Origin of the sequence: Bradyrhizobium sp. USDA 4541 (assembly GCF_024171085.1) — a bacterium.
Taxonomy (GTDB): Bacteria; Pseudomonadota; Alphaproteobacteria; order Rhizobiales; family Xanthobacteraceae; genus Bradyrhizobium; species Bradyrhizobium australafricanum.
The window spans coordinates 2,713,373-2,731,250 of sequence record NZ_JALJZF010000001.1 but is presented as its reverse complement, the minus strand read 5'-3'; the positions used below and the strand labels follow the sequence as shown (position 1 = coordinate 2,731,250).

At 64.9% G+C, this 17,878-nt stretch carries 18 protein-coding genes and 1 pseudogene; 3 read left to right on the top strand and 16 right to left on the bottom strand.

Translation table 11 applies throughout. The annotated features are described in order from the left end of the window. Positions 1-84: 84 nt before the first annotated feature. The 9 genes from J2R80_RS12760 to J2R80_RS12720 all read right to left on the bottom strand — a co-directional run bounded on the left by J2R80_RS12760 (position 85) and on the right by J2R80_RS12720 (position 8,408). Positions 85-1,257, bottom strand: a complete 1,173-nt coding sequence (locus J2R80_RS12760) for a phosphoserine transaminase (RefSeq protein ID WP_253638653.1) — start codon at positions 1,255-1,257, stop codon at positions 85-87. A gap of 78 nt (positions 1,258-1,335) precedes the next feature. Then, positions 1,336-1,548: a hypothetical protein gene (locus J2R80_RS12755; RefSeq protein ID WP_253638652.1), complete on the bottom strand. Its 213-nt coding sequence runs from the start codon at positions 1,546-1,548 to the stop codon at positions 1,336-1,338. A 168-nt stretch (positions 1,549-1,716) separates the two neighbouring features. Next, complete coding sequence (locus tag J2R80_RS12750) at positions 1,717-2,187, bottom strand: GNAT family N-acetyltransferase (protein WP_253638651.1); 471 nt, start codon at positions 2,185-2,187, stop codon at positions 1,717-1,719. Positions 2,188-2,205: 18 nt separating this feature from the next. Next, positions 2,206-2,796, bottom strand: a complete 591-nt coding sequence (locus tag J2R80_RS12745) for a glutathione S-transferase family protein (RefSeq protein ID WP_253638650.1) — start codon at positions 2,794-2,796, stop codon at positions 2,206-2,208. 81 nt (positions 2,797-2,877) lie between these two features. Continuing rightward, positions 2,878-3,762 carry an outer membrane protein gene (locus tag J2R80_RS12740; RefSeq protein ID WP_229190707.1) on the bottom strand — a complete coding sequence of 295 codons (885 nt, stop codon included), beginning with the start codon at positions 3,760-3,762 and terminating at the stop codon, positions 2,878-2,880. 200 nt (positions 3,763-3,962) lie between these two features. Continuing rightward, a complete protein-coding gene (locus J2R80_RS12735) occupies positions 3,963-4,808 on the bottom strand; it encodes an outer membrane protein (protein ID WP_057017933.1) in 846 nt (281 codons plus the stop codon). 301 nt (positions 4,809-5,109) lie between these two features. Beyond that, entirely contained in the window at positions 5,110-6,360 is a 1,251-nt protein-coding gene (locus J2R80_RS12730; RefSeq protein ID WP_168857582.1) for an MFS transporter, read from the bottom strand. A 305-nt stretch (positions 6,361-6,665) separates the two neighbouring features. Beyond that, positions 6,666-8,012 (bottom strand): phosphoglucosamine mutase, encoded by a 1,347-nt coding sequence (glmM, locus tag J2R80_RS12725; protein ID WP_016846677.1) that lies wholly within the window; start codon positions 8,010-8,012, stop codon positions 6,666-6,668. A gap of 216 nt (positions 8,013-8,228) precedes the next feature. Beyond that, positions 8,229-8,408, bottom strand: coding sequence for a hypothetical protein (locus J2R80_RS12720; protein WP_092085158.1), 180 nt, complete (start codon positions 8,406-8,408; stop codon positions 8,229-8,231). 141 nt (positions 8,409-8,549) lie between these two features. Here J2R80_RS12720 and J2R80_RS12715 point away from each other — a divergent pair, with 141 nt between their 5' ends. Beyond that, entirely contained in the window at positions 8,550-9,686 is a 1,137-nt protein-coding gene (locus J2R80_RS12715; RefSeq protein ID WP_253638649.1) for an alpha-hydroxy acid oxidase, read from the top strand. 175 nt (positions 9,687-9,861) lie between these two features. On the opposite strand, the gene J2R80_RS12710 is transcribed toward J2R80_RS12715, so the two are convergent. The 6 genes and pseudogenes from J2R80_RS12710 to J2R80_RS12685 form a co-directional block, all read right to left on the bottom strand. Then, entirely contained in the window at positions 9,862-10,470 is a 609-nt protein-coding gene (locus J2R80_RS12710) for a hypothetical protein (protein ID WP_057015947.1), read from the bottom strand. Between the two features lie 260 nt (positions 10,471-10,730). Beyond that, positions 10,731-11,356, bottom strand: a pseudogene (locus J2R80_RS12705) (hypothetical protein). Positions 11,357-11,425: 69 nt separating this feature from the next. Then, the gene (locus J2R80_RS12700) at positions 11,426-12,268 is read right to left on the bottom strand and encodes a shikimate dehydrogenase (RefSeq protein ID WP_057015954.1); all 843 of its coding nucleotides are present in this window, start codon (positions 12,266-12,268) and stop codon (positions 11,426-11,428) included. Between the two features lie 31 nt (positions 12,269-12,299). Continuing rightward, on the bottom strand, positions 12,300-12,941 hold the full coding sequence (locus tag J2R80_RS12695; protein ID WP_253638647.1) for a YoaK family protein: 642 nt from the start codon (positions 12,939-12,941) through the stop codon (positions 12,300-12,302). Between the two features lie 139 nt (positions 12,942-13,080). Further along, positions 13,081-15,129 (bottom strand): elongation factor G, encoded by a 2,049-nt coding sequence (locus tag J2R80_RS12690; RefSeq protein WP_253606878.1) that lies wholly within the window; start codon positions 15,127-15,129, stop codon positions 13,081-13,083. Between the two features lie 159 nt (positions 15,130-15,288). Next, on the bottom strand, positions 15,289-16,203 hold the full coding sequence (locus tag J2R80_RS12685; protein WP_253638646.1) for a LysR substrate-binding domain-containing protein: 915 nt from the start codon (positions 16,201-16,203) through the stop codon (positions 15,289-15,291). A 124-nt stretch (positions 16,204-16,327) separates the two neighbouring features. Between J2R80_RS12685 and J2R80_RS12680 the strand changes: the two genes are divergently transcribed. Both J2R80_RS12680 and J2R80_RS12675 read left to right on the top strand, forming a co-directional pair. After that, positions 16,328-16,771: an alpha/beta fold hydrolase gene (locus J2R80_RS12680; RefSeq protein ID WP_253638645.1), complete on the top strand. Its 444-nt coding sequence runs from the start codon at positions 16,328-16,330 to the stop codon at positions 16,769-16,771. 66 nt (positions 16,772-16,837) lie between these two features. Next, positions 16,838-17,260, top strand: a complete 423-nt coding sequence (locus J2R80_RS12675; protein WP_253638644.1) for an alpha/beta fold hydrolase — start codon at positions 16,838-16,840, stop codon at positions 17,258-17,260. Here the strand turns inward: J2R80_RS12675 and J2R80_RS12670 are convergent. Then, positions 17,257-17,739, bottom strand: coding sequence for a DUF992 domain-containing protein (locus J2R80_RS12670; protein WP_028336066.1), 483 nt, complete (start codon positions 17,737-17,739; stop codon positions 17,257-17,259). The two genes, J2R80_RS12675 and J2R80_RS12670, sit on opposite strands and share 4 nt — an antisense overlap. Positions 17,740-17,878 lie beyond the last annotated feature (139 nt).

Genomic DNA, 17,878 nt, shown 5'->3' with positions numbered 1-17,878 from the left:
ACCCGGATCGCTCAGGCGCGCAATTGCGCTGCCGAGCGATCCGACCTCTCCCCATAAGAACGGGAAGAGGTGACAAGAGAAAGCTTATGCCGCCTTGGGCAACGCTGCCTTGGTCTCGGCAAACGCCCAGTCGATCCACTGCGTCAGCAGCTCGACATCCTTGGCTTCGACGGTGGCGCCGCACCAGATCCGCAGACCCGCCGGCGCATCGCGGTAATACGCGAAGTCGAAGCCGGCGTTCTCCTTCTCCACCAGCGCGACCAGCTTCTTGCAGAAGTCGGCCTGTGCGTCTGATGGAAGCGAGGTGATCGCGGGATCGGTGAACTTGAGGCACACCGAGGTGTTGGAGCGGATCGCGGGATCCTTGGCCAGGAAGTCGATCCACGGCGTCTTCGCCTTCCAGTCGGCGAGCGCCTTGGTGTTGGCATCGGCGCGGGCGATCAGCGCCTTCAGGCCGCCGATCGACTTCGCCCAGTTCAACGCATCGAGATAGTCCTCGACGCAGAGCATCGACGGCGTGTTGATGGTCTCGCCTTCAAAGATGCCCTGGTTGAGCTTGCCGCCCTTGGTGAGGCGGAAGATCTTCGGCAGCGGCCAGGCCGGCTTGTAGGTCTCGAGCCGTTCCACCGCGCGCGGCGACAGGATCAGCATCCCGTGCGCGGCTTCACCGCCGAGCGCCTTCTGCCAGGAGAAGGTGACGACATCGAGCTTGGCGAAATCGAGCGGCTGCGCGAAGGCGGCCGAGGTCGCGTCGCAAATCGTCAGGCCTTCGCGATCCGCGCTGATCCAGTCAGCGTTCGGCACGCGCACACCCGAGGTGGTGCCGTTCCAGGTGAAGACGATATCCGACTTCGGATCGACCTTGGAGAGATCGGGGATTTCACCATAAGCCGCGTTGAGCTTGGTGACGTCCGTCAGCTTCAATTCCTTGACGATATCGCTGACCCAGCCCTCGCCGAAGGATTCCCAGGCGAGCGTGGTGACGGGCCGCGCGCCGAGCAGCGACCACAGCGCCATCTCGACCGCGCCGGTGTCCGACGCCGGCACGATGCCGATCTTGTAATCGGCGGGCACCTCAAGCACCTCGCGCGTCAGTTCGATCGCGAGCTTGAGCTTGAGCTTGCCGACTTTCGCGCGATGCGAGCGGCCGAGGGCAGCGTCCTTGAGATTGTTGGGGTTCCAGCCGGGGCGCTTGGCACAGGGGCCGGAGGAAAAATGCGGCACTTCAGGCCGCGAAGCGGGCTTCGCTGCAGTCATAATCTACCCTTCCAGATAGCTGCCTCTCGGTGGGGAGAGGTTTCCCGCGGTCGGGGATAGTGGAAAGGTACCCAAACGTCAAGAAAGTTCGGACTCGTCTGGAACAATCCGGGCATCACGGCTGATTGATGGGGCGTCCTCGACCTGCTGGATCGTCTCCTGATCGAGCAAATCTGCCGCCAGAGTCATGACCTTAACTGCCCTGCGCCGGCTCGATACTTTCAGAATGCGCTTCTCGCCGGCCTGCACGATGTATTCGTTGCCGACCCGCACGATCGAATAATCCGACATTCCAATCCCCAGTTGCCCGCCGCCCCGTGGGAGACGTCCGACATACCGGACTCGTTCCGACCCGTAAAATCACAGAGACCGGCTTAGTTTATTGGCTGTTAACCGGATCGCAGACTATCCGCTGCTGCAGGTATTGCCCGGTAGATGGCACAACTTCTTGCACGCGTTTCAAAAGCGAATCGTCATCCCGACATGGCTGCGCGCGAACCCGAGCCTTTCATAGAAGCGCTGCGCATCGACCCGCGTCTGATGCGTCAGCAACTCGATGAGCATGCAGCCTCGCGCGCGCGCCTCCATGACTGCCCACTGCACGAGCTTCTCGCCGATGCCGCGGCTGCGGCAATGCCTTGCGACGCGAACGTCCTCGAGCAGGCCGCGCGAGCCGCCCTGCGAGCTGATGCCCGGCAGAACCGCGAGTTGCAGACAGCCGACGACGACGCCGTCCCCGTCGACGGCGACGACGAGCTGCAAATTGGGATCGCGCTCGACCCGCGCGAAGGCCTCGTAATAGCTTTGCGGCAGCGGATCCTCGATCCGCTCGCGCGCACTGCCGAGCGGATCGTCCGCAAGCATGCCGACGATGGCGGCGACGTCTTCGCGGCGAGCGCGGCGGATCGTGATGGATGAAGCTTCAGTCATGGCGGCATTCACCTGAGGTCAGCGGACCGGCGGCAGCGCGAGCACGCGCTCGGCATCGGCGATCCAGCGACGGATCACGGGATAGCGCGCGAGCTCGAGGCCGCCATCCTCCGCGACACGCGTATATGCGAGCAGCGAGACGTCGGCGAGCGAGAACGCGTCTCCGACCAAAAATTGCGTCCCCGCAAGATGCCGCTCCAGATGATCGAGCGCGACATAGCCGCGCTTGACGAGGTTCGGATCGATCTCCGAGATGGCCTTGCCGAGATACACGGCCTGAAAGCGGCAGACGGCCACATAAGGCTCGTGGCTGTTCTGCTCCCAGAACATCCAGGCATCCATCTGCGCCGCGCGATAGGGATCGCTCGGGATCAGGTCGCTGCCGCGCGCGAGATAGCGGATGATGGCGTTGGATTGTGCCAGCGTGCGGCCTTCATCCAGCTCCATCGTCGGCACTTGGCCCCAGCCGTTTCGCTTGAGGAATTCCGCGGTCCGGCTGCCGCCCTTCATGGTGTCGATCTCGACCCATGTGTACGGCAGCGCCAGCCTGTCGCACACCCATTTCACCTTCAGGCAGTTGCCTGAATTGGCGTCGCCGTAGATTTTCATGTGATCGCGCTCCGACCGTGAGGCGACAGAGCAGCAGTCGCTCCCCGGTCTGTCAACCGTCGCCGGCTACGGCAGCGGCGATCAGAACTTGTAGCCGGCGCCGACCCGGAAGCTGTTCATGTCGACGGCGATATTCTTGACCGCCGCGAAGCGCACATATTCCCACTCGCCGCGGAGAAACAACCCGCCGACCACGCAATATTCAAGCCCGAGGCCCGCGGTCCAGCCGACCGCATAGTTGTTCACCCGCTGCTCCGTCTGGGCGGCGCTGCCTGAGCCCAGGTAGTCGTTATGCTGAATTGTAACGGTGTTGTTGCCGACCGTCTGGGTCTCGGCCCAGGCATCGTACTTGTCAAACGACACCGTCGCCGAACGCGACACGGACATGCGTCCCACCGCGACACCGCCGAACATGTATGGCAGGAAGTTGCCTGCCGCCCATCCGGCGCGTCCACGGAAGGTCGTGACGTCCTTGACCTGCAAGGCGGCGCTCCCCGACAACGTGGTGTTGTAGGTGTAGGTGTGCCCGCTCGGAGGAGTCTCGCCCTTGGGATTCACGATCTGCCGCGTCATCGAGTCGCCCGCCGAACTTTCGAGGCCGTTCAGGTAATTGTAGTTGGCCTCGACGCCGAGCACGACGTCGTCCCATTGCCAGTTGCGGCCGACGAACGCGCCGAACCCGTTGCTCTGCGCATGGTTCTTCGGCAGCAGGGCCCAACCCGAAACCGGGTCGGCCAGAACGCTCTCGCGCAGCATGAAGGAGGTCATCGCGCTTGGCGCGTGGCTGAAATCGATGTCGCCGGAGGAATAGCCGATCTGGCCGCCGACGTACCATCCTTCCCAGTTCCCGCTCCTGCTCGGTGCATCGACATAGGAGCCGCGCAGGATCGGAAAGTCCGGCAGGTCGGCAGCCTGCGCGCCGGTCACCGTTCCAATCATCATCGCCGCCAGCACCAGCCTACGCATTGCAACGCTCCATCCACCGCATCGATTTCGCGTTGATCATCGCCTGTTAACCTTAACCAATCGTTGTCGCCGCCCGTTTCGAGCATGCAAGTTGCAGAAGTGCGCGACATGACGCGGCAAGTTCGCGACATGACGCGGCAAAGAAAAACGGCGCGGGATGGTCCCGCGCCGTTGCAATCGTTAACCGTGAAGGCCCGAAATTAACCCTTGCGGATCAGCGGCGGCGGAGGCGGCGGCACGTCGCAGCACGGCAAGTTGAAGCGCACGCCGAGCTTCACGTCCTGCGAGGTGATGTCGCGGTACTGGAAGCTCGAGGGACCGGCCGGCGTGCCGTCGAAGAAGTGACCTTGGCCGTGGGCGGCAGTGCCCATGTCGAGGTAGCGATAGGCCAGTTCAACCGTGAAGTTGTTGGTGACCTTGTAGGCGACACCGGCATGCAGCGCCCAGGCGAAGTTGGTCTTGGTGGCGCCATCGGCGATGAAGGAACTGGTGAGGCCCGACCCGCTCGGGAACGTCGCGACGTCGGAGAAGGCCGAGGTCTTGATCGTCGCGGCACCGACACCGGCACCGATGAACGGGGTCAAACAGCCCCAGGTGCCGAGATCAGCGTAGACGTTGACGAGGCCAACCCAGCTCTGGATGCCGCCATGATAGGCGTCGCTCAGCGGGCTGGGCCCGGGGAACGTGAAGAAATCGGTGCCGTTGAAGCTCACCTTCGAGCGATACTCACCGGTGATGTCGGCGCGGAACCAGCTGTTGAACTGATAGCCGACGCCGATGCCGTAGAGCACGCCGCCGTCGAAGCCGTGGCCATACTGGTTGAAGGCGGTGCCGGCCGGCAGTGTGTCGTAGGCGTTGACGTGCAGCTTGGCCTGGGTGTTGGTCATGCCGATGTCGCCGCGCAGATACCAGCCGCCGAAATCCTGGACCGGCGGAGGAGCATACGCCATCGGAGGTGGCGGCATGATGGGCATGTCGGCGGCGAACGCCGCCGAGGACAACAGAGATGCCGCACCGGCGGCAATCAGGGTCTTTACGCTACGCATTGGCTTCGTCCTTTTGGGCCAAGTGAGGCGACACGAAAGCCCCACGTCTGAAACTCACGGCCCGGACGATGGCAGGAAATGTTTAAGCGGCACTTAACCCTAATTTTTAAGGTTGATTTTCTCTCACCTTTCTCTGCGGCTGTCGCTTATGGATCCATAAATGACGCAGATTGGCGACGAAACATCGCGATCCCGCCACAAGTGCTAATGAAGCGTTGACGCATCCGCGCCGTTCGCAAGGCACGCGAGCCGGGTGTGTTAGCGAATGCTTAACGCGGGCGTCGCGTCCGCGGCCGAGCGTTCAGCGCACGGCCTGCGGCATCCTCGGCAGGAACACCGCGAGCAGGCCGATCGCCGGCAGGAAGGCGCACAGCTGATAGACGAAGGCGATCGAGGTGTGGTCGGCGAGCTTGCCGAGCACGGCGGCGCCGAGACCGCCGATCCCGAAGGCGACGCCGAAGAACACGCCAGAGATCATGCCGAAGCGATGCGGCATCAATTCCTGCGCGAACACGATGATCGCCGACGTCGCCGACGAGATGATCAAACCGATCACCACCGTCAGCACGGCGCTGGCGAACAGGCCGGCATAGGGCAGCGCCAGCGTGAACGGCAGCGCGCCGAGGATCGAGAACCAGATCACGTATTTGCGGCCGAAGCGGTCGCCGAGCGGACCGCCGATGAACGCACCCGCGGCGTTGGCGGCAAGGAAGACGAACAGATAGAGCTGCGCCGCCTGCGTCGAGACACCGAACCGGTCGATCAGATAGAAGATGTAATAGCTCGACAGGCTCGAGACATAGAGCTGCTTGGAGAACAGCAGCGCGACCAGCACGATGAGCGCGATCTTCACGCGCCGCTGATCCGGATGGTCGGGATGCCGCGCGCTGGCGGCCGTCTTCTTGCCCGATATCTGCGGTTTGTACCAGACGCCGATGCGCCAGAGGATCACGATGGCAAGGAACGCGATCGAGGAGAACCAGGCGATCGAGGGCTGACCGAACGGCACCACGATCAGTGCTGCGAGCACCGGCCCCATCGAGGTGCCGAAACTGCCGCCGAGCTGGAACACCGATTGCGCGAAACCGTAACGTCCGCCTGACGCCAGCCGCGCGATGCGCGACGATTCCGGGTGGAACACCGCGGAGCCAAGGCCGACCAGCGAAGCCGCAATCAGGATGACCCCATAGGTATGCGCAACGCTGAGCAGCAACAGACCGAAAAAGGTGAAGCCCATGCCGATCGCAAGCGAGAACGGCTGCGCCTTCTTGTCGGTGAAATGCCCGACCAGCGGCTGCAGCAGCGACGCCGTGAACTGGAACGCCAGCGTGATCATGCCGATCTGCGCGAAGTCGAGCGCGTAATTGTCCTTCAGGATCGGATAGACCGAAGCGATCAGCGACTGCATCGTGTCGTTGAGGAAGTGCGAGAAGCTGATGCCGGCAAGCACGACATAGGCCGGCCCCGCAGCGGCGGCAACCTTCGCGGCCGTCAGCTCCGGCACCGCCACCGGCTCGCCCAGCGCCTGTTTGCTCACGACGGGTTTGTTCAATGCAGCATTCCCGGACAGATTCGCAAAAATACCTCCGTGTCGTACGACGCGGAGGTGAGGCAAACCAGTTGCGTTAGCCGATGGCAGCGATGCGCTGTGTGGCCAGCCGGCGGCCAAACTCTATCCCCGTCACCCTGAGGAGCGCCAACGGGTCCGCGCAAAGCGCGGCCCGATGACAGGCTCCGCGCGTCTCGAAGGGTCCACGGCCCGGCGCTCGCCACATTGCGACAATGGGCCGTGCATCCTTCGAGACGCGCGCAAGGGCGCGCTCCTCAGGATCACGAGCTGACGAGGCCGGACGGGGCTTAAGCCGCGGCGGCGTGGCCGAGTGCGCTGACGATGTTGTCGACGACCTCTTCCACCAGGATACGATCGTCGCCCTCGCCCATCACGCGGATCACCGGCTCGGTGCCGGAGGGGCGGATCAACAGACGGCCATGGCCGTTGAGGCGCTTCTCGCCGTCGGTGATCGCGGACTTGACCTCGGCGTCGTCGAGCGGCTTGCCGCTGCGATAGCGCACGTTCTTCAGGATTTGCGGCAACGGATCGAAACGCCGGCAGATCTCCGACACCGGGCGGCGCAGCTTCTGCACCACGGCCAGCACCTGCAGTGCCGCGACGAAACCGTCGCCGGTCGTCGAATAGTCCGACATGATGATATGGCCCGACGGCTCGCCGCCGAGATTGTAGCCGCCGCTCAGCATCTGCTCGAGCACATAGCGGTCGCCGACCGGCGTGCGGACCATCTGCAGCCCGAGGCCCTGCAGGAAGCGCTCCAGCCCGAGATTGGACATCACGGTCGTGACGATGCCGGGCTTGGCGAGGCGCCCCTCCTCCTTCCAGCTCTGCGCTATCACCGCGAGCAGCTGGTCGCCGTCGACGATGTGGCCGCGCTCGTCGACCAGGATGACGCGATCGGCATCGCCGTCGAGCGCGATGCCGATGTCGGCGCGCATCTCGCGCACCTTCCGCGACAGCGCTTCCGGCGAGGTAGAGCCGCATTCCTTGTTGATGTTGAAGCCGTCGGGTTCGACCCCGATCGGCACCACGTCGGCGCCGAGCTCCCACAGCGCTTCCGGCACCACCTTGTAGGCGGCGCCATTGGCGCAATCGACCACGACGCGCAGGCCGTCGAGCGAGAGATCGCGCGGCAGCGTGCGCTTGGCGAATTCGATGTAGCGGTCATGGACGCCGTCGATGCGGCGGGCGCGGCCGAGGCTCGCGCTCTGCGCCAGGCGGCGGTCGAGCGATTCGTCGAGCAGCTGCTCGATCTGCTTCTCGACATCGTCCGACAGCTTGAAGCCCTGCGGGCCGAACAGCTTGATGCCGTTGTCTTCGAACAGATTATGCGACGCCGAGATCATGACGCCGAGATCGGCGCGCATCGACTTGGTGAGCATCGCGATCGCCGGGGTCGGCATCGGGCCGACCAGCAGCACGTCCATACCGACCGAGGTGAAGCCCGCGACCATGGCGTATTCGATCATGTAGCCGGACAGCCGCGTGTCCTTGCCGATCACGACGCGATGGCGATGATCGCCACGCTGAAACACCAACCCTGCGGCCTGCCCCACCTTGAGCGCGAGCTCCGGCGTGATCAGCCCATTGGCGCGGCCCCGAATTCCATCGGTCCCGAAATATTTGCGGCTCATGTAACCCCCAAGACGGACCTCTCGAACCACCCGGCGAGAGAGTCCTGAACGCCTACCAGTCTAGCGTGCATCGGCCTTATAGACTGCCAGGCGCTAAAAGGACTTCAAAAAATATGATGAATCATTACCGGGGCTAAACCCCGTGCCTCTACATTAAGGCACTGAAAGATATAACATTATTACTCTTTCGGCAACCTGGGGAACGAACGTCGTCCCCTACCCTTTGCCGTTGCGCTTGACGTGCTGGTCGCCCTTGCTGGGGGCCGGCTGGGTGACATTGACGGGGTCGGAACCGGGAAACGTCTCCTCCAGCCCCTCCTCCAGGGCCTCGTCGAGCCGGCGCTTCTCGGCGTTCTCGTCTGCTTTTGCTTTCGGTTTGGAGCCTGATTGGGTCATCGCGCTCTCCCATCCGCCTTCGATTTGGCAGGCCTCCCATCCATGCTAGATGACGGCAAGATCGAACACCCGCAAGACTTGCTGCCTAAACAAGGCTCGCGACATCGAACTTGCGACACAGAAGAAGGGCCGGGACCGTCCATGAAGCACATTACCTGCATCGAAGATCTGCGCCAGCTGCACAAGCGCCGGGTGCCGAAGGCGTTTTTCGATTATGCGGACCGCGGCTCCTATACCGAGGACACGCTGCGCGCGAATTCGGAAGATCTGCAGCAGATCAAGTTCCGCCAGCGCATCCTGGTCGATGTGTCCAAGCGCACCCTGGCGACCACGATCCTCGGCGAGCCGGCCGCGATGCCGCTGATCCTGGCGCCGGTCGGCCTGCTCGGCATGCAGCATGGCGACGGCGAGATCTATGCCTGCCGCGCCGCGCAGGCGGCCGGCATTCCCTTCACCCAGAGCACGATGTCGATCTGCTCGATCGAGGACATCGCCGCCGCCGTCGACAAGCCGTTCTGGTTCCAGCTCTACGTCATGAAGGACCGCGGCTTCATCAAGTCGCTGATCGAGCGCGCGATCGCGGCGAAATGCGCGGCGCTGGTGTTGACCGTCGACCTGCAGGTGATCGGCCAGCGCCACCAGGACATCAAGAACGGCATGACCGTTCCGCCGGAATGGTCGCTGTCGAAGCTGATCGACTTCGCGACCAAGCCCGCCTGGGTGTCCGGCGTGCTGCAAGGCAAGCGCCGAACCTTCGGCAACATTGCCGGCCACGTCAAAGGCACCGAGGATCTGACGAAACTGTCGGAATGGACCGCCTCGCAGTTCGACACCTCGCTGAACTGGAAGGACATCGACTGGATCCGCAGCATTTGGCCGGGCAAGCTGATCCTTAAAGGCATCCTCGACGTCGAGGACGCCGAGCTTGCCGCCAAGACCGGCGCCCAGGCGATCGTGGTCTCCAACCATGGCGGCCGCCAGCTCGACGGCGCGCCGTCCTCGATCGAGGTGCTGCCGGAGATCGTCGATGAGGTCGGCTCGAAGCTCGAGATCATGTTCGACGGCGGTATCCGCACCGGCATGGACGTCATGCGGGCGCTCGCGCTCGGCGCGAAGTCCTGCATGATCGGCCGCGCCTATGCCTATGGCCTCGGCGCCGGCGGCCAGGAAGGCGTCGCCAAGGCGATCGATATTCTGGGCAAGGAGCTCACCACCACGATGGGACTGTGCGGCGTCAACACCATCGCCGAGATCGACGATCACGTGCTGGCGGTTTAGCGCGGAGCGGCAGCCTCTCTCAACACGTCGTCCCGGGCAAGCGAAGCGCGACCCGGGACCCATAACCACCGATGGCCGTCGTTTCGCAACGCCGCGGCGACAGCGCGCTTCAACAACTCAACCCTGTGGTTATGGGTCCTGCTTTCGCAGGGACGACAGCGGAGCCTGCTCTGCCTCACATCGGCGGCGCAATCCCGTCGCGGCCGACATTGACGCGGTTGGCTTCCAGCGTGCCGTCATCCTTCTTCAGCGCGCCGAAGATGATGATCTTGGCGCCCGGCTTCAGCTCCGACTTGTCGCCGGCGACGAAGGTGACGACCGGGGTGCCCGGCGGCACCACGACTTTCTTCTCGCCGTCCTTGTACTTCACCGTGATGTTCTGGCCGTCGGTGCCCTTCACGGTCTCGGCGACGGTGGCGTTGGTCATGGTCGAATTGGCGCGCAGGTCCCAGGGGCGGAAGCCTTCGGCGGCGCCGCGCTGGTTCTCCGGGAAGATGTGAACCGCGATCGCCTTCTGCGTTCCGTCGGGCTCGGGCATCGCGGTGACACCGATATAGGAACCGGGCTTGATCTCCGACAGATCGGTCTTGGCGACGCCGAACACCGCGACGTTGTCAGTGGTCCGCACCTTCATGTCGGCACCGTCGCGCGACTTGATCGACAGCATCGCGCCGTCGACGGCCTCGATGGTGCCGCGGATACGCACCGCCGGCGGCTGCTGCGCGGATGCAGCCGAGGCAAAGGCAACGAGAAGCAATGCGGCGAACAGCGTCGATTTCGGCATGGTGTCCCTCATGGGTTGGGCTGGCGAATCAGGGAACACCGGGGAGTTGAAGGTATTCCGTGCGGCTACCTCCCGTTCGCGGGAAAGGTGACCGTTCAACAACTACGGACCGGATGAGGGGGCCGTTACTGCGATAACGGACAGGTGATGCGTTTGCATGTTCTGCCGTAGCCCGGATGGAGCGGAGCGCAATCCGGGGACCGCCTTCCTGGGAAGATTCCCGGATTTCGCTCCGCTCCATCCGGGCTACGCGCTGCGCGTCACATCGGCGGCGTAAGCCCGTCGCGGCCGACGCTGACGCGATCGGTTTCAAGCGAGCCGTCTGGCAGTTTCTTCATGAAGGCGATGACCTTGGCGCCGGCCTTCAGGTCCGCCTTGTCGCCGGGAACATAGGTCACGACCGGTGTATCGGGTGCGACTTCCACCTTCTTCTCGCTGTCCTTGTATTTGACCAGCAATGTGTGGCCGTCATTGCTGACGACGGATTGCGCGACGGTCGCATTGGTCATGCTGCTGTTCGGCTTCAGATCGTACGGCCGCGAGCCTTCGCCGGTGCCGCGCATGTTCTCCGGGAAGACGTGCACCTCGACCGCCTTCGGCGTGCCGTCGGGGCCGGGCACGGTGGTCGTGCCGATGAAGGAACCAACCTTGATGTCGGACAGCGCGATCTTGGTGAGACCGAGCACCACCATGTTGCCTGCCATGTGCAGCTTGACGTCCTCGCCGCTGCGCGACTTCACCGCGAGCGTATCGCCGTCGACGCTCTCGACGGTTCCACGCACCCGCGTCGGTGTCGGCGCTGCTGCGCGAGCGCGTAGAGCGTGGACACCGTCACCATCGCAAGCGCGATGAACGGCCGAATGAGATGGGAGCGGCTGGCAGGCATGACTGATCTCCGGGAGGGAACGCGGGGGGACTAACACCAGACCCCGTTCCGGAGATGCTATTCCAGGCCTCAAGTCTTTGTGAGATCGGCCTCAACAAGCGTGCGCAGTTCCGGCGTGACCTGCGGACGCCGCCCGAACCACAATTCGAAACCGCGCACCGCCTGATGCAGCAGCATGCCGAGTCCATCAGCGGTCTTCAGACCACGCGCCTCTGCCGCCGCAAGCAGCGGCGTCACCAGCGGCACATAGACGAGATCGGAAACGACCGCGTGTTGCGGCAGCAGACCGACATCGACCTCGAGCGCGGGCTGACCATGCATGCCGAGCGAGGTGGTATTCACCAGCAGGCCGGCGCGCGGCAGCAGCTTATCAACCTCGTCCCACGTCGCGGGATGAACCCGCGCGCCGAATTGCTCGGCCAGCGCGCGGGCGCGATCGATGCTGCGGTTGACCAGATGCACGCGCGCGATGCCGCGCTCGATCAGGCCGAACACCACCGCACGTGCCGCGCCACCGGCGCCGAGCACCAGCGCGTCCTCCGTCTTGTCCCAGCCGGGCGCGCAGGCGTCGAGATTGTTGATGAAGCCTTCGACATCGGTGTTGGTCGAGCGCAGCTCGCCATCGGCGAACCACAGCGTGTTGGCGGCGCCGACGGCGCGGGCGCGCGCATCCGGTGCCGACAGCGCCAGCGCGCGCTCCTTGTGCGGAATGGTGACGTTGGCGCCGACGAAGCCGCGCAGCGACAGGCGGAACAGGAAATCCTTGAAGTCCTCCGGCGGCACCGCCTCGATCACATAGCCGCCCTCGATGCCGAGCGTGCGCAGCCAGTAATGATGGATCAACGGCGAGCGGGAATGCGCGGCGGGCCAGCCGATCAGGCACGCGGCGCGGGTTTTGCTTGAGGACGTCATGATCGTGACATCGGCCAAGGCGGGCGCGCTGTCAATGCGTCCGCTTCGCGGTTGCGGCAACCAGCGCGCTGAGGGCGAACGCGGCGGCTGCGGCGAACCAGATCGCGGCGAGGTTGATCCAGCCATAGGCCAGCCCGCCGGCGAGCGCGCCCGCGACCAGCGCCGCCCACAGCAGCAGGTTCGGGAGCCAGGCCCAGCCCGCACCGCCTGCGAGCGCGGCGGCGATCAGCTGACCGGCCTTCACCAGCGCCCCGGTGACATAGGTGAGGCCGAGCCCGGCCCCGCCTTCGAGCTGGAATACGGCGTTCTCGAGCCCCATCGCCAGCACGATGGCGGCGACCGCGGCGTTCGACAGGCCATAGGCATAGGCCACCGCCGCCGCCGTGAGCAGCCACGCCTCGATGAGCAGGAGCAGGGGCTGGCGATGCACCAGCGCGCTGAGCACGATCAGGCTGCCGGCTGCGGCGCCGGCGACGAACAGCACGATCAGCTCCAGCGCTTCCAGCGCATGCTGCCAATGCCCCTCGGCCAGCGTCACGCCAAGCCGCGTCGAGTTACCGCTCATGAAGGAGACGAACAGCCCGCCGAGATGCAGATAGCCGATGCCGTCGACATAGCCGGCCATTGCGCTGAGCGCGCAGGCCAGCGCCAGGTTACGGCGGGATTCAAGCATGCTGGCGGAAACTGCCTCATAGGAAGGGAATCACGGGCGCTATCTTGGCCCGTCATTCCGGGGCGATGCGACAGCATCGAACCCGGAATCTCAAGATTCGGGGTCTGGTCCTTCGGACCATCCCGGAATGACAATTCGATCACGCCGCGTCGCGATGCGCGGCGATGATCTGGTCGGCGGCGCGGCCCGTCACTTCGGCCATGCGGTCGAACTGGCGGGTGAAGGTGCCGGCGCCGGCGGTGGCGGAGCGCAGTTCGACAATCAAGTCGCCGATCTCCGATTCCGGCATCGTGGCGCGGACGCAATCCCAGCCGATCCAGCCGTCGCGGGTGTCGAAGCCGAGGATCTGGCCGCGGCGCGCCGACAGGATCGCGTTGATCTTGGCGGTGGCGTCGGTTGGACAGACGATCTCGACCATATGGATCGGCTCCAGCAGCACCGGCTGGCACTGCGGCAACCCTTCGCTGACCCCGATCCGCGCCGCGGTACGGAACGCGAGATCGGACGAGTCGACGCTGTGATAGGAGCCGTCGGTCAGCGTGACGTCGACGTCGATCACGGGGAAGCCGAGCGGGCCGCGCGCCAGCGCGTCGACAACGCCCTCTTCCACCGCGCCGATATAGTTGCGCGGCACCGCGCCCCCGACCACTTTCTCGTGGAATTCGAAGCCTGACCCGCGCGGCTTCGGCTTGATGTCGAGCACGACGTCGCCGAACTGGCCATGGCCGCCGGACTGCTTCTTGTGCCGGCCGCGCTGGGTGATCGGCTTGCGGATGGTCTCCTGATAGCCGATCGCCGGCGGATGCGATTTGACGTTGACGCCGTAGCGGTCCTTCAGCCGCTCCTGCGCCACGCGCAGATGCATCTCGCCCTGCCCCCACAGCACGGTGTCGTGGGTGCGCGGGTTCTGGATCATCGTCAGCGAGGGATCTTCCTCGTTCAGCCGCAGCAGCGCCTGGCCGAGCTTGACATCGTCCTTGCGGTCGGTCGCGGCAATCGAGATCGACAGCACGGCCGCGGCCGGCTCGACCTTGACCAGCGAGGCCGGCGCCGTCTTGCCGCTCGAGACCGTATCGCCGGTCTTGATCGCATCGAGCTTGCCGAGCGCGACGGTGTCGCCGGCCTCGGCCTGCGGCCGCTTGCTGTCATGCCCGCCCGAGACCGCGAGGATGCCTGAGACGCGTCCGCTCTCGCCGCTTGAGGATTGCAGCGTCGCGCCGTCGTCGAGCCGGCCCGCAAGCACGCGCGCCAGCGACAGCTTGCCGCCGTGCTGCAAGTGCACGGTCTTGAACACGTAGGCCAGCGCATCCTTCTGATCCTTGATGCCGAGCCGATCGGCGGTCTCGGCAACGCCGGGCGCCTCATGGCGCAGCGCCTTCATCAGGCGCAGCACGCCGTTCTCGCGGCTCGCAGCGCCGAGCAGCACCGGACAGATCTGCCCATCGCGCAGTTCGCGGGCGAGATCGTCGAACACGGCATCGCGCGGCGGCTGGATATCCTCCAGCAACTGCTCCATCAGCGCGTCGTCATGGTCGGCAAGCTTCTCCAGCATCGAGAAGCGGGCTTCCTTCTCGCGATCGAGATTGCCGCCCTCGAGCGCCATCACCTCCGACGGCTTGTGCTCGCGATAGACGAAGGCGCGCTCCAGCGCGAGATCGACAAAGCCTTCGATCAGATCGCCGTTCCAGATCGGGATCTGGCGCAGCACCAGCGGCACGCGCGAGGCCGGCTGCAGCGTCGCAAGCGTCTCGCGGACGCGCTTGTTGGCGCGGTCGATCTTGTTCAGGAACAGGAAACGGGGAATTCCGAGCTCCTCGAGCTCGCGCAGGATGATCTGCAGCTGCGGCAGCTTTTTCTCGTCGGCTTCGCAGACCACGACCGCGGCATCGACCGCCGGCAACGCTGCACGCATATCGTGCGCGAATTCGATCGAGCCGGGACAATCGATAAAGGTGTAGCTGTCCCCCATAAAGGTGGTGGTGGCGGCGGTCAGGCCTACGCCCATCTTGTGCTGACGCGCCTCGGGGCTGGCATCGCCGACGGAGGTTCCGGCATCGACGCTGCCGGCAGTTTTAATGGCGCCAGTGCGCGCCAGGATCGCTTCCAGAAGTGTGGTTTTACCGCTTTGGAAAGGGCCCACCAATGCGATGCACCGTGGACCTCGGGGACTTCTGACGTCTTGTCCCATTGCCGCCTCCTCGTTTTGGAGCTCGGCCCATGATTGGGTCGGCGACCGTTTATGCTCTGCCTGCGTTTGACATTTGGCAAGCGGGAAAACGTCGCTGCGGTGCGGCGTCGCGGAGGTTTGCAATTCCGAGCCATCGTCCGGACAATTGCATCCGCTGCGTCAGTTCCTTCGCGCAAGTCCCGGAGCAATCTCGCGCCAGCGTGTCGCAAGGTCGAGCAGACGCTGCACGGCGGGCGAGACATCTTCTTCACGCCACGCAATCGTCAACGGCGCCGTCACCGCCGGCGCGGCCAAGCGGACATACGCCACGCCGCGACCGGTCTGCGCGCGTGCCGCGGCCTCCGGGACGAGCGATACACCGACGCCGGCGGCGATCAGGCCAATCGCGGTTTGCAGATGCAGCACCTCCTGCGCGAGTCGCGGCGTGAATCCGGCGGCCTGGCACGCGACGACGATCAGGCCGGTGACCGATGGCTCCGGCCGCGCCGGATAGAGCACGAAGGCATCATCGGACAATTCGGCAAGCGCAATGTCGTCCCTCTCGGCAAGCGGATGCGCGCGCGGCAACGCCGCGACATAGGGCTCCTCCAGGATCAGGCGCTGGGCAAGACCCGCCTCCGGCAATAGCGCCGGGCGTGCGAAGCCGACATCGATCCGGCGTCGCCGCAGCGCTTCGGCAATCTCGGCCGCCAGCATCTCGTCAAGCACGAGCTCGACGTCGGGACAGGCGTCGCGATAGCTGCCTATGATATCGGGCAGACCGGCGAACATCGCGGAGCCGACGAATCCGATCGCGAGCTTGCCGGCCTGGCCGCGCCCGACGCGCCGCGTGTCCGCAACCGCGGCCTCGAAATTTGCGAGCAGGGAGCGGGCGCGCGCAAGCAGCAGCTCGCCCGCCTCGGTGAGCCTGACAGGACGGCTATTCCGCTGCAGCAACGTCACGCCGAGTTCGTCCTCGAGCTGACGGATCTGCTGGCTTAGCGGCGGTTGCGCGATGTGCAGCCGCTCGGCCGCGCGGGTGAAGTTCAATTCCTCGCCGAGCGCCACGAAATATCTGAGATGTCGCAATTCCATGCCGTCGGTATAGCACGGCGGCGGGTGCCGTCAGTCATACGCAATAGCTCTGCAACCGTATCGAACGAGTATTGGACCGGACGCGCGAACGCGGACAGCCTGCGACAAAGCAAAGGGAGTCCCCATGACGGCGCTGGAAAAAGCCTTCGCAGAAGCAGCCGCGGCAGGCATTACGCAACAGAAGATCGATATCGGCGATTTGCGCGTCAATGTCGCGCGCTTCGGCAAAGGGCCGCCGCTGCTCCTGCTTCACGGCTGGCCGGAGTTCTGGCTGGTGTGGCGCCCGCTGATGCTGCGCCTCGGCGACAGTTTTGAACTGATCGCGCCCGACTTGCGCGGCTGCGGCGACACCGGCAAGCCGACAACGGGGCCCGATGCGTCCGCCACCGCGGAGCGCCACGCGCTGGACATGTTTGCCGTCATGGACGCGCTCGACTATCAGCGCTTCGGCGTCATCGGCGGCGATCTCGGCGCCTACGTCATGCAGGCGATGTCGCATCGACATCCGCAGCGGCTGACCGGCACGCTCTATCTCTGCACGCCCTATCCGGGCCTCGGCCATCGCTAAGGCCAGCCCGGCCACCTGATCGAGGTCTGGTATCAGTACTTCCAGCAGCTGCCATGGGCCGCGCAATTGGTCGGAAGCTCGCGCGAGTCATGCCGGCTCTACTTCCGGCATTTCCTCGACCACTGGTCGGGCGACGATCCCGCGGTGTTCGGCGACCTGCTGGAAGCCTATGTCGACAACTTCATGAAGCCGGGCAACATCCAGGGCGGCTTCGACTGGTATCTCTCGTCCGCGCCCAATCGCCGGCTCTGGCTGGAAGGCAAGCTGCCGGCGCAGCCGCGCATCGACGTGCCGTCGCGCTTTCTCTGGGGCCGCCGCGATCCGTTGATCGCGCCCGAATGGTCGGACAGGTTGGGAGACTATTGGAGCGAACCTTCGATCAGGTTCGTCGAGACCGGGCACTATGTTCACGCCGAGGCGCCCGGGATCGTTGCCGAAGAAGCAAGCGGCTTCTTCGGCAAGCTGATCAACCGCACGGGCGCGCGTTAGCGGCCCGGACGCAGCTCCAGGCTCTCGAGGCCGGCGGCGATGTTGATGCCGACCTGGCCCTGCACGCTGAGCGGCTGCAAGGCGATCGTGTTGTCGGAGCCGCCGACCAGCACGTTGCCGCCGACGCCGACACCGAGCGTCGCGCTGCCCTGCGCGCCGGCATAGTTGCCGGAGAGCGCACCCGGCCCGAGCCGCTCCACCGGCGCATAGACGCCCCAGGCCAGCGCCGATTCCTGGGTGATGCCGAGATCGATGCCGACCTTCTGGATGGTCGCGATGTAGCGATCCTCAGGCAGACCATTGGCGCGCAGCACGCAACCGAGATGGGTCACGGAACCGACGATGAAGCCGACGCTCGCGCCGCCGCGGCATTCAAGGACGCCGACCTGCACGCGCTGGATCGGCTGTTGGGCGCTGGCGCCAACGATTGCGGTCAGCGTGGCGATGGCGGCACCGGCGAGGAGAGTGAAGCGACGCATGTTGGGGAGTCTCCGGCTGAGAGGCATGACGCGAGCAGAGAACAGAACGGCGCCGTGTCTGCGGCGCCGTTCGCATCCTATGCCACAACATCGAACGTCCAGCCAGAATTTGCGGTGCCCGGCCACCGATTGTCAGGAG